12 protein-coding genes and 2 pseudogenes are annotated in these 10651 nt (G+C 67.6%); 6 read left to right on the top strand and 8 right to left on the bottom strand.

Features of this window, described 5'->3' with window-relative positions:
• The 4 genes and pseudogenes from LPN03_RS19910 to LPN03_RS19895 form a co-directional block, all read right to left on the bottom strand.
• Nucleotides 1-435, bottom strand: a pseudogene (locus LPN03_RS19910) (oxidoreductase); the annotation flags it as partial.
• A 154-nt stretch (nt 436-589) separates the two neighbouring features.
• Entirely contained in the window at nt 590-1387 is a 798-nt protein-coding gene (locus tag LPN03_RS19905; protein ID WP_165183750.1) for an anti-sigma factor domain-containing protein, read from the bottom strand.
• Nucleotides 1387-1998 carry an ECF RNA polymerase sigma factor SigK gene (sigK, locus tag LPN03_RS19900; protein ID WP_370875209.1) on the bottom strand — a complete coding sequence of 204 codons (612 nt, stop codon included), beginning with the start codon at nt 1996-1998 and terminating at the stop codon, nt 1387-1389. Before sigK ends, LPN03_RS19905 begins: the two co-directional genes overlap by 1 nt.
• A gap of 72 nt (nt 1999-2070) precedes the next feature.
• On the bottom strand, nt 2071-2745 hold the full coding sequence (locus tag LPN03_RS19895; RefSeq protein ID WP_165183751.1) for a fasciclin domain-containing protein: 675 nt from the start codon (nt 2743-2745) through the stop codon (nt 2071-2073).
• Between the two features lie 278 nt (nt 2746-3023).
• Here LPN03_RS19895 and LPN03_RS19890 point away from each other — a divergent pair, with 278 nt between their 5' ends.
• The 4 genes from LPN03_RS19890 to LPN03_RS19875 are packed head-to-tail and all read left to right on the top strand — an operon-like array spanning nt 3024 to nt 5658.
• Nucleotides 3024-3815 carry a hypothetical protein gene (locus LPN03_RS19890; RefSeq protein WP_165183752.1) on the top strand — a complete coding sequence of 264 codons (792 nt, stop codon included), beginning with the start codon at nt 3024-3026 and terminating at the stop codon, nt 3813-3815.
• Between the two features lie 16 nt (nt 3816-3831).
• On the top strand, nt 3832-4554 hold the full coding sequence (locus tag LPN03_RS19885; protein ID WP_262455632.1) for a class F sortase: 723 nt from the start codon (nt 3832-3834) through the stop codon (nt 4552-4554).
• Between the two features lie 58 nt (nt 4555-4612).
• Nucleotides 4613-5017, top strand: a complete 405-nt coding sequence (locus tag LPN03_RS19880; RefSeq protein WP_205678441.1) for a hypothetical protein — start codon at nt 4613-4615, stop codon at nt 5015-5017.
• 35 nt (nt 5018-5052) lie between these two features.
• Entirely contained in the window at nt 5053-5658 is a 606-nt protein-coding gene (locus LPN03_RS19875) for a hypothetical protein (protein WP_262455631.1), read from the top strand.
• A 2-nt stretch (nt 5659-5660) separates the two neighbouring features.
• On the opposite strand, the gene LPN03_RS19870 is transcribed toward LPN03_RS19875, so the two are convergent.
• The 4 genes from LPN03_RS19870 to LPN03_RS19855 all read right to left on the bottom strand — a co-directional run bounded on the left by LPN03_RS19870 (nt 5661) and on the right by LPN03_RS19855 (nt 9444).
• Nucleotides 5661-6326: a hypothetical protein gene (locus LPN03_RS19870; protein WP_262455630.1), complete on the bottom strand. Its 666-nt coding sequence runs from the start codon at nt 6324-6326 to the stop codon at nt 5661-5663.
• Nucleotides 6327-6373: 47 nt separating this feature from the next.
• Complete coding sequence (locus LPN03_RS19865) at nt 6374-6781, bottom strand: DUF4383 domain-containing protein (RefSeq protein ID WP_165183756.1); 408 nt, start codon at nt 6779-6781, stop codon at nt 6374-6376.
• 165 nt (nt 6782-6946) lie between these two features.
• A complete protein-coding gene (locus LPN03_RS19860) occupies nt 6947-7666 on the bottom strand; it encodes a FadR/GntR family transcriptional regulator (protein ID WP_262455628.1) in 720 nt (239 codons plus the stop codon).
• 38 nt (nt 7667-7704) lie between these two features.
• Nucleotides 7705-9444: an L-lactate permease gene (locus LPN03_RS19855; RefSeq protein WP_165183758.1), complete on the bottom strand. Its 1740-nt coding sequence runs from the start codon at nt 9442-9444 to the stop codon at nt 7705-7707.
• 191 nt (nt 9445-9635) lie between these two features.
• Between LPN03_RS19855 and LPN03_RS19850 the strand changes: the two genes are divergently transcribed.
• Together LPN03_RS19850 and LPN03_RS19845 are read left to right on the top strand one after the other, a co-directional pair.
• The gene (locus tag LPN03_RS19850; protein WP_262455626.1) at nt 9636-10433 is read left to right on the top strand and encodes a (Fe-S)-binding protein; all 798 of its coding nucleotides are present in this window, start codon (nt 9636-9638) and stop codon (nt 10431-10433) included.
• A pseudogene (locus LPN03_RS19845) lies at nt 10430-10651 on the top strand ((4Fe-4S)-binding protein); the annotation flags it as partial. The gene LPN03_RS19850 and the pseudogene LPN03_RS19845, both read left to right, overlap by 4 nt.

The following is a 10651-nucleotide window of genomic DNA, read 5'->3' as shown; positions in this document are numbered from 1 at the left end:
GCCGGCGGCCGTGCCGGCCAGGAGGGGCAGGAGGTCTGCGACGGAGGCACCGGCCCGGGTGATGATGCAGGCGGCCATGACGATGGCGAAGGCGCCGACCATCCCGGCCCCGGCCGCAAACCGTCTGCGGGCGACCACACCGGCCAGGGCGGCGAGGACGACGGCGGCGGCCGCCATGGAGAGCAGGAGCACCGCCTTGTCGTTGGTGCCGAAGGTGGCGATGGCGAAGTTCTTCATCCACGCAGGGGTGAAGTCGATGAATGCGGACCCTACGGAGGTCAGAGGGGAGGATGCCGCGCCGAAAAATGAGGAGAGCAGCTGGGCCACGGCGAACAGCGCACCGGCGGCGATGATGCCTGTTGCGGCCGAGGCCAGAAGCCGGAGGCTCCGGCTCCTGGCCCGGGCTGTTGCGGGCTTCTTGTTGTGTGTTCCCATGACGGGCTCCTTGGGACGGGGCATTAGCCGCCCTCATATGGATGGGCTGCTCTTCTTGCCTGTACTTCGGAGCCGGACGCCGGGTGGATTGGAAACGGCGAACGCCCAAGAGGGGCGCCCGCCTGTGGGCCGTGCCCCGCCCGAGGGGTTGGAGCTAAATGGCCTGGAGCAGTATGGGTGTGGTGGTGGGCTGGGGGGAGCCGCCTGCTGGCTCCACCGTGATGCCGATGTGTGTGGCGCCGTCCAGTGGCCCCTTCAGGAGTTGGACGCTTGGTGCGGAGCCGGAAACATCCATCAGCCCGGCCGGCACGGCACCCTTGGCGGTGATGAACCACAGCTCGTAGGCCTTTCCGGCAGGGGCGGCCGGCATGTCCTTCACCAGAACGCCCGCCTGGTTGGCCTGCCCCGAGGAAGCAATGGTCACCAGGGTGCCTGCGCCAACCTTTGCGGTGGCAATCTTCGCATCCGGCGCCCCCATGATCGCCAGCATGGCCGCCTGTTGCGCCTGCTCGGCGGCCAGCCGCTGCTCCGTCCCCTGCTGCCCGGAACCATGGCCAACCGCCCACCCGCCCACGCCGGCGCCCGCGAAGATCAGCAGGGCGGCAGCGGCCGCCAGGGCCGGCACCCACCGGCGGCGCGGCGGACCCGAGAGCCGGGAACGCGCCGTCGTGCCCCTCAGGGCGGTGCGCGCGGTGCCGAGGTCCCGGACCACGGTGGAGGGCGAAAGCTGGCGGGTGTTGCGGATGGCGGCCATGACGTTGGCCTTCACTTCCGGGGGAGGGGTCTCCGCGGGCGTTCCGTAGGCGAGCAGCGCGGCGGTTTCGCTGAGGCTGCGCACCTCCTCGAGCGTCTGCGCGTCCCCCAGGGCGTGGCGTTCAAATGCGGTCCGCTCGGCGTCGGTGACGGCGTTGAGTGCATAGGCGCCGGTCAGCAGATGAAGTTGTTGTTCCATTACGCCACCCCTAACCTGTCTCGTAGTCTGATCATGCCGTCACGAATTCGTGTCTTGGCCGTGCCCACCGGAATGTTCAGCAGCTGCGCCACTTCCTGGTGCGTGTAGCCGCCATAGTAGGCCAGGCGGATGGCTTCCTGCTGGGGCCCGGTCAACGTTTCAAGGGCCTGGTTGACCCGTTCGGCCTCCAGGGTGGTTTCCACGGTGTCCGCGACGTCGTCGTAGCTTTCCTGGTATTCCTTGATGCCTTGGCGAAGGTCGCGGTCCCTGCTGGCCTGGCTGGCCCGCACGCGGTCCACGGCCCGGCGGTGGGCGATGACCAGAATCCAGGCCATGGCCTTCCCCCGGTCCGCGTCAAACCGCGCTGCCTGCGTCCAAACGTCCAGGAAGACCTCCTGGGTGACTTCCTGGCTCTGCGACGGATCGCGGACCACGCGGCGCACCAGCCCGAACACCCGGGGTGCGACGGCGTCGTAGAGTTCGGCGAAGGCCGCCTCGTCGCCGAGGGCGACGAGGCGGATCAGGTCTTCGTGCGTGGGCGGGGCAAGGGGCTCCACCGGCCGCAACCAGGGCAGGCGCATGGTCTCTAGTTTGTCATGGTCGCTGCCCATGGTGCGCTTCCTTGCGGTCCGTGTTGACGGCGGGCGGCTGCGGACTACTTCTTGGCCCTACTTCTTGGCCGGCTACTTCTTGGCCGGGGGCATCAGTACGGAGTCGATGAGGTAGACGGTGGCGTTCGCCGTCTTGACGCCCCCACAGATGACCTTGGCGCCGTTGACCATCATGTTGTCCCCGCTGCCGGTGACCTTCACCGTGGCGCCTTCGGCCGTGGCATGCGTACCGTCGATCTGGCTGGGCGCGAGCTGGCCGGGGACCACATGGTAGGTAAGGATGGACGTCAGCGTCTTTGAGTCGGTCTTCAGCCCGTCGATGGTGGCCGCCGGGATCTTGGCGAAGGCGTCGTCAACCGGGGCGAAGACGGTGAACTGGCCCGAGTTCAGGGTGTCCACCAGGTTCACGTCCTTGTTCAGCTTCCCGGACACTGCCGCTGTCAGTGTCTTCAGCAGCGGGTTGTTCGACGCAGCCGTTGCCACCGGATCGGCCGCCATGCCCGCCACGGAGCCGGCGCCGGACGGGACGGCCGCAGCATAGGCGGCGCAGCCCGGGCCGACCAGGTCCCCGGCAGCAGCCATGGGCGTGGTGGCCGCCGGGGCGGAGCTGGCCATGGGGGCCTGCGACGTTGCGGGTGCGGCGGTGGTGGTGCCGCTGCAGGCGGTCAGGCCCATGGCGGCAATGGCGAGGAGTCCCATGCCGAGGCTGAGGCCCTTGCGGGTGGTGGACGTCTTGGTTGCATTCATGATGGTTCTCCATGCCTTGAAAGCGGATGGTCTCCGCCTGCTTCCCCTGCTGCCGCCGTGGCCGTTAGTGCTTCATGCCGAGGGGCGGTGCGGGCTGTCAGGAGGTACTTCGGAGCACCCCGCCAACCGGATTGGACACGAGCCGAGGAACATCAATTCCCTGCTTGCCCGGGGCGGCCAAAGAAAACTGCGGCATTTCCCAATCCATCGGGCGCCGTGTTCCGAATCACCCCTGACGCCCCGGTATCGGGACGCCCCCTGATGAGGAGGAATCTCTTATGTATAAGAAATCTGCTTTCCTGATTGCACCGGCATTGGCGCTTGCCGTCGTGTCGCTTTCCGGCGCGGGTGCCATGGCTGCTGACAATGGAACCACCACCTACCAGGCCAACCTTGGTGCCATCAACGGCAGCAACGCAACCGGCAGTGTCATGATCTCCCTGACCGGGGACCAGGCGACGGTCACTGAGAATGTCAGCGGGCTGGCCGCCACCTTCAACGGCGCCCCGTACCCGCACGTGCAGCACATACACATCGACGGGAAGGGCGTGTGCCCCACCCCGGCTGCGGACACAAACAAGGACGGGGTCATCAGCACCACCGAGGGCGGCCCGTCCTACGGAAAGATCGGCACCACCCTCTCCACCAGCGGCGACACCAGTGACAAGGCTGCCCTGGACCTGAAGGTGGCCGGCATGGGCGCCTCCTACAGCTATCAGCGCACCTTTGCCATGAACGCCGAGACCATTGCCGCGCTCAAGGCCGGGACCGGCGTCGTTGTGGTCCACGGACTGGACCCCGCCACCCTGCCGGCCGCCGCGCAGAAGGAAAAGAGCGACCTGGTGCCCTCCCTGCCCCTGGCCGCAACCTCGCCGGCCCTGTGCGGCACGGTGGTTGCCTCCCAGATGGGTGCGATGCCCGGCGGGGCCCCCGGCACGGGCCTGACCCAGACGGCGCAGGCCACCACCGGGGCATCGCCTGAGTTGGGGCTGTTCGCGGGGGCCGGCGCGCTGGTGCTGGCCGCCGGCGCGTTTGTGGCCTTGCGCCGCACGAAGACCGCGTCGAACTGACGGGGCCTGAAGCACCATGAAGGATAAGACCAGCCGCCGCGGGCGCCTCGCCGCATCCGCGGCGGCCGGTCTCCTGTTCGCCGGCGTCCTGCTCGGCACCACGGCATGCGCCCCGCAAAGTCCCGGAGCCGCGGCCGCCGCGCCGGCCACCACGCTTGCCGCGCCGGCCCACCCCAGACCAACCCCACCTCCGGCGCCGGCGGTGTCGCCTTCCGCGGCCCAGGCCGCGGCACCCGCCAAACCGGCCGAGCCGGCCGTGGAGGGACCCATCCTTCCCGCCTCCATTCCGGTCAGGCTGCAGGTGCCCGACATCGGCATCAACACCGTGCTGGTGCCGCTGGGACAGGCGCCGGACGGCACCATGGACGTGCCCGGCGGCCAACCCGGAGACCCGGGCGGCTGGTACAAATACTCGCCCACACCCGGGCAGCTGGGGCCCGCCGTCATCCTGGGCCACGTCAACAACCTCGCCTCGCCCGAAGGACTGTTTTACCGGCTCCACGAAATGAAGCAGGGCCAACGGTTCTCCGTGACGCGAGCGGATCACAGCGTCGCTGTCTTCGAGGTGGACAAGCTCGCGGAGGTCAAAAAGGCCACCTTTCCCACCCTGGCCGTCTATGGCAACACCAACCGCGCCGAAATCCGCCTCATCACCTGCGGCGGATTCGACCAAGCCACCGGTGAATGGACCGAAAACACCATCGTCTACGGCCACCTGGTCTCCAGCCATACCCCATAGCCGCCGGCGGCTGGAACACGGCAGGCCCCGGCAGAAATATTTCTTGGATTGGACGATCATGAAAACACAACGACAACTCATCGCCGCCGCGGCCCTGGCCACCACGCTGGTCCTGGCCGGCTGCAGCACCTCCCCAACTGCCAGCCCCGGCCCGGCCCAGGCGGCCCCGGCCGCCAGCACCCCCGTGCCGGCCATGACCGGCACAGCGGATGCCATGGCGGGCATGATCCACATCGAATCCGGACACGTCCGCGATGCCGCCCCCGTGGCGGCCGGGTCCATGGTCACCGTGATGAACATGGACACCGCCGCCCACACCCTCGCTTCCGACGACGGCCACAGCTTCAACTTCACCGTTGCTCCCGGCACCACCGCAACCTTCAAGGCACCCGGTGAACCGGGCAGCTACCCGTTCCATAGCGACGGCACGGCCGGCACGCACGGCGTCCTGACCGTCCGTTAGACGGCAATGAATGATCGGAAGAAAAGGGAAAGTAAATGAACAAGCAGCTCACAATCACAGGCCTGGCCGTGGGGGTGCTCCTGTTGGGCGGGTGCGCAGCAGGCACGGCCGCAGCCCCGTCCGTACAGTTCGCAGCGCAGTCCGCCGCAGCGCACGGCGCAACGCAGGGTCCCACAGCGGTCGGAAAATCGGCCAGTGAGAGTCCTGCCGGAACGCCGCCACAGGCCGCCGCCATGGTTTGTTCCGCAGAAGCCAGGGGCAACGTCACCAAAATCCTCGGGCTCGCCTCGCCACCGAAGACGGACTGGTCCTGGAATGGCACCGTGTATGCATGCCACTATGCCCTGGAAGCCGGAACCTTGACGATGTCAGTCCAGGTGTTCCCGGAGGCGAGGGCAGCGCGGGAAGGCGCTGCGACGCTTTCGACCTCGCTTGACGCCAAGCCCATCCAGGGCCTGTCCAACCTCGGCCTGCCCGGTTACCAGGCGGAGGCGGGCACCGTGGTCTTCGCCAAAGACAACATGGTGCTGCACGTGGACGCCACAACGATGCCTGCCGCCGCCGGCATCAACCACGTCACGCGCTCCGCCTTCGCGTACCAGATGGCAACCACCATCCTGGCCTGCTGGAGCGAACACTAGGGTCAGTGATGGTGGCCGGAATGCTTCAACTGTTCCAGGTTGGCGGGCAGGGGGCCACCGGGACTGTGGGAGCCATGCCCGGAATGCGGGACGGCAAGCTGGCCGGCAGTGGAGGCTGCCAGCCCCAGGGTGGTAACGGATGCCACCACAATGGACACGAAAAACATCGTGCCGATGACTGCCAGGGCGGACGGTTTCCATCCAGCAGATGCCCTGAACGACGTGCGAAGCGCCTTGTTGTGCTGCCAGCCCATGACGGCAATAACGGACAACTCAAGCACCAGCAGCGCGGCCAGGGTCAGGTCCAGGTATCTGGCGTCCTCGGGCACGCGCCAGAGGCCAATCAGGATCCCGGCCAGGTGGACCAATGCGGCCACCGCCACGGCACGGACTGCCACGCCGGCCATCAGCAGGTGCCCGGTCCGAAAAGTGGCAAAGGCATAGAACAGCGCAGCCCCCGCCCAGGCAGCCGACCCGAGTGCGGCTACCCATTCCCACCACACCGCCGGCCCGGCCGCCCCGTTCAGGCCGGCAACCAGGCTGGAGGCAGCGGCACTGCCGAGGGCAGCAATGCCTACGGCGGCGACGCCGACGCAGAGGCTGGCAAGCTCGCCGCCGGACCGGGCGGAGGCTCGTGGGCGTCCAATGGAGGCCCGGCGAAGCGACATCTTCCTGCCCGGGGACGGGGCTTGCGCAACACGCAGGGCCGCCATGACTAGGCGGTTCGGGCGGTGGCGGTGGCACGGTCCTGGGACAGGCCGACCGTCAACAGCACCAGTGCGCTGGCCAGGTGCAGGACGTTGTCTGCGCCGTTGAGGGCAATGATGTTCAGTGCGGACGTCGTTAGGAAGAGGCCCACGATGCCAACGAGCAGGTAGACGGCGCCCACGGTTGAATTGGCGGTCTTGGCCGCCGTCACGGAACCCAGCCCGGAAAGCAGGAGGGCCGCTCCAATGGCCAGGTGGATGATATTGTGCAGCGGGTTGACCTCGAAGATGATCAGGTTCCGTCCTTCCGTGGCAAAAAAACCTACCCCGCTGGTGACGAAGAACCCGACGACGCCCACCAACAGGTAGACGGCTCCGAAAATGGTGGCAAGCAGGCGGTTCGGTGATGTGCGCATGGCTTTCAATCCTTTTCCCAAGGGCGGAGTTGAGCCTCCGCATCGAATTTCGCGGGTTCCGGAGTGAACCCGTAACAGGCGTTCGGAGGCCGTCCGGTTTTGGATTGCACCGCCCGCCCCGGCGTCCTTTTCCAGGCAAGGGACCGGACGGGGGCGTTGCCTGGGTTAGCGGGCGGTTTCGGTGAAGAACCATTCGATGTGTTCACCGAGCAGGCGGGCGGCGAGGTCCCCGTCGCGGGCGGTGAGGGCGTCGAGGATGCCGTGGTGCTGGTGGCGCAGGGCCTGGGCGACGGGTTGCCACTGTTCGTCGGTGGTGACGGCGTGGCGGACGTAGTCCATGATCGACAGGCGAAGGGACTCCATCATGGCGGAGACGACGGCGTTGCCGGCGAGGGTGCTGAGCAGTACGTGGAACTGTGAGTCGAGGTCGTGGAATGCTTCTCGGCCCAGGGCGGGGTCGTCCATCAGGGCGAGCAGTTCCGCGGCGCGGGCCAGGGACGGTTCGTCGATGGGGCGTGTTGTCGCAGCCGTGGCGGCCCAGGTTTCCAGGAGGATGCGGGCCTGGACGATGTCGGCGACGGGCAGGTGCCGGCTGGCCACATGCAGGCGAAGGGTTGAGGACAGTCCGGCTGCCGGGTCGGAGATGAGGATGGTCCCGGAGTTCGGGCCCGACCCGGTCGCGGTGCGTACCAGGCCCATGACGTCCAGGATGCGGATTGCATCCCGCACCGAGGCGCGTGAGATGCCGTGCTGTTCGGAGAGGGTCCGCTCGCCTGGGAGGCGGTCGCCGATGTTCAGCCGGCCTGACCGCAGATCGGCCTCGATGCTGGACAGCACGGCCTGGTAGGCGCGCGGGCCCGCGGCCCGATCCGTTGTATCTGTCACGGATCCATCCTGCCACGGGCCTGCGCGCTTCACTGACATCAGGCCCGAGGCAGCATCCAGCCCAGCACGGGCGTTGACTGGAGGTATACCAGCAGGCAGAGCACTGCGAGCATGCCCACGCTCCAGCCGATCACCTTGCGCAGCAGGACTGATTCCTGGCCGTCCATGCCGACGGCCGTGGCGGCGATGGCGAGGTTTTGGGGGCTGATGAGCTTGCCGACGACGCCGCCGGAGGAGTTGGCGGCCACGAGCAGGTGGGGGTCGATCCCGGCCTTGATGCCTGCGGCCTGCTGTAGTTTCGCGAAGAGAGCGTTGGAGGAGGTGTCCGAGCCGGTGACGGCGGTGCCCATCCAGCCCAGGACGGGGGAGAGGAAGGCGAAGAAGCCGCCGGTGCTGGCCAGCCAGGTGCCGATCGCCACGGTCTGCCCGGAGAGGTTCATGACGTAGGCCAGGGCGAGGACCAGCATGATGGTCGCCCCTGCCCAGCGCATGTTGTAGATGGTGTGGCCAATCGCGGCCACCGCCTGGCGCATCGTGATGGGGAACCGGCCACCGCCGTCGAAGGCGGCGTACACGGCGGCAACGATCAGGCCGGTGATCAGCAGCAGCGTGCCGGGGCTGGAGAGCCATTGGAAGTTGTACACGGTCGAGGAGACCGGTTTTCCGGCAGCGTCCACGATCGCGCCGTGCAGCACCGGCCACGGTACGTGGATGTTGGTGGTGGCCAGCCAGGCGGGAATGTTGACGCCGAGCTTCCAGAGGTTGGCGATGCCGAACACCACGATGACCAGCAGGTACGGGAACAGCGCCAGCCACACCCGGGCGCCGGTGAGCTTCGCCGGGTCCCCGTCCAACCGAGTCCCGGCCACCGCCACCGACCCATCGGAAACGGGGCCGCCGGCGGATCCGCCGGCCAGGGCGCCGACGGTGAGGCGTTCGCGGGCGGCGTCGTGGCCCTTGGACTTCCACACGCGCAGGAACAGGTACGCCCCGGCCAGGCCTACGAGGGAGGCGACGATGTCGGTCAGTTCGTAGGAGAAGTAGTTGGAGCACAGGAATTGGGCGATGCCGAAGCACAGCCCGGTTGCCAGGGCGACGGGCCAGCATTCGCGCAGGCCGCGCAGGCCGTCGAGGATGACCAGCAGGACCAGCGGCACGAGCACGGCCAGCACTGGTGCCTGGCGTCCGACGATGGCGCCGAGGTGGGCCGCGTCCAGGCCGGTCAGCCCGGCGGCGGTGGTGATCGGGATGGCGATGGCGCCGAACGCGACAGGGGCGGTGTTGGCCACGAGCACGGTGGCGGCTGCGCGCAGCGGGGACAGGCCGAGGGCGATGAGCATCGTGGCCGTGATGGCCACGGGTGCACCGAATCCGGCGAGGGCTTCGAGCAGGCCGCCGAAGCAGAAGGCGACGAGGATGGCCTGGACGCGGACGTCGCGGCCGCCGATCACGTCGAATATGCCGCGCAGGTCCTCGAAGCGGCCGCTGATGACGGTGACGCGGTAGAGCCACACGGCCATGATGACGATCCACAACACCGGGAACGCGCCAAACACGGCCCCTTGTGATGCCGACAGGGCGGCCAGGCCGATCGGCATGTGGTAGCCGAGCACGGCGACCGCCACGGCCACCAGCAGGGACCAGGCGCCGGCCACGTGGGCCTTGGTCTTGACCACGGCCAGGAGGACGACGAACGTAATGAGCGGTATCAGCGCGATGAGTGCCGAGATGGCCACGCTGCCCGCAACCGGGTCGGTGGCGGGGGTGAAATGGTCCACGGATTTCCCCTTGCTTGGTGTCTTGACCGATAAGGTCATGGTCAGACCACTATGGTCCGACCACGAAAGTGTAACCCAAGTTTTGCGCTTGTGGCCAATCTCACGTTCCTTGAATTTTTCACTGGACTTTGGGTTCGCCGCCTAGTATGGTCGGACCACATTGTTGTGTTGTTGTCCCGAAAGATGGTCTGATGAAAATTGCGCTCTTTGCCACGTGCATCGTGGACGCCATGTATCCGCGCACGGCCCGGGCCACGGTTGCCATCCTGGAACGGCTGGGGCACGAGGTGGTGTTCCCTCCCGGACAGGCGTGCTGCGGTCAGATGCACGTGAACTCGGGCTATTTCAAGGAAGCCCGTCCGGTGGTGGCGAACCATGTGAGGGCCTTCGACACGGAAGATTACGACGTTGCCGTGGCGCCGTCCGGTTCCTGCGTGGCGAGCGTCAAGCACCAGCACGCACTGGTGGCGCGCCGCTGCGGCGACGCCGCGCTGGAGGCCCGGGCCGCCGTGGTGGGCGCCAAGACGTATGAACTCTCCCAGCTGCTGACCGATGTTTTGGGCGTCACGAACGCGGCGGAGCAGCTGGGATCGCACTTCCCGCACAGGGTCACCTACCATCCCAGCTGCCACGGCATGCGGCTGCTGCGCCTGGGGGACCGGCAGCTGGACCTGCTGCGCAGCGTGGGCGGGATTGAGGTGGTGGAACTGCCCGAGGCGGAGCAGTGTTGCGGTTTTGGCGGCACTTTCTCCATGAAAAATGCGGACGTCTCCAGCGCCATGATGGCGGACAAGGCGGCCAATATCTGCGGCACGGGCGCCGAGCTGTGCTCGGGAGGGGACGCCAGCTGCCTGATGCACATTGGCGGCGGGCTCTCCCGGCAGGGCAGCGATGTGGGGACCCTCCACTTCGCGGAGATCCTGGCCAGCACGCTCGAAGAACCAGCCTCCGTCAATGGCGGGGTCCTGCTGGCAGGGGGTGTGCGGTGAGCAACACCTTCCTGGGCATGCCCTCCCTGCCGGTCTTCGGCCATGGCAACCTCAATGCCACCGAACCGTTCCCGAAGGCCGCACACCGCGAACTCGGCAACGCGCAGCTGCGCGCCAACCTGGGCCACGCCACCCACACCATCCGCGACAAGCGGGCGAAGGTGGTGGCCGAGCTTGCCGACTGGGAGGAGCTGCGCGACGCCGGCAGTGCCATCAAG

Source organism: Arthrobacter sp. A2-55, from assembly GCF_025548615.1.
GTDB lineage: Bacteria > Actinomycetota > Actinomycetes > Actinomycetales > Micrococcaceae > Specibacter > Specibacter silviterrae.
Note: the sequence above shows the minus strand (reverse complement) of the source record. Positions and strands in the feature narration are given on the sequence as shown.

Bases quoted from the DNA above. Each gene is read 5' to 3' on its own strand.
- sigK (WP_370875209.1), bottom strand. From the start codon at position 1,998: ATGGGCAGCGACCATGACAAACTAGAGACCATGCGCCTGCCCTGGTTG.
- LPN03_RS19870 (WP_262455630.1), bottom strand. From the start codon at position 6,326: ATGTCGCTTCGCCGGGCCTCCATTGGACGCCCACGAGCCTCCGCCCGG.
- LPN03_RS19865 (WP_165183756.1), bottom strand. From the start codon at position 6,781: ATGCGCACATCACCGAACCGCCTGCTTGCCACCATTTTCGGAGCCGTC.
- LPN03_RS19890 (WP_165183752.1), top strand. From the start codon at position 3,024: ATGTATAAGAAATCTGCTTTCCTGATTGCACCGGCATTGGCGCTTGCC.
- LPN03_RS19905 (WP_165183750.1), bottom strand. From the start codon at position 1,387: ATGGAACAACAACTTCATCTGCTGACCGGCGCCTATGCACTCAACGCC.
- LPN03_RS19880 (WP_205678441.1), top strand. From the start codon at position 4,613: ATGAAAACACAACGACAACTCATCGCCGCCGCGGCCCTGGCCACCACG.
- LPN03_RS19850 (WP_262455626.1), top strand. From the start codon at position 9,636: ATGAAAATTGCGCTCTTTGCCACGTGCATCGTGGACGCCATGTATCCG.
- LPN03_RS19875 (WP_262455631.1), top strand. From the start codon at position 5,053: ATGAACAAGCAGCTCACAATCACAGGCCTGGCCGTGGGGGTGCTCCTG.
- LPN03_RS19885 (WP_262455632.1), top strand. From the start codon at position 3,832: ATGAAGGATAAGACCAGCCGCCGCGGGCGCCTCGCCGCATCCGCGGCG.
- LPN03_RS19895 (WP_165183751.1), bottom strand. From the start codon at position 2,745: ATGAATGCAACCAAGACGTCCACCACCCGCAAGGGCCTCAGCCTCGGC.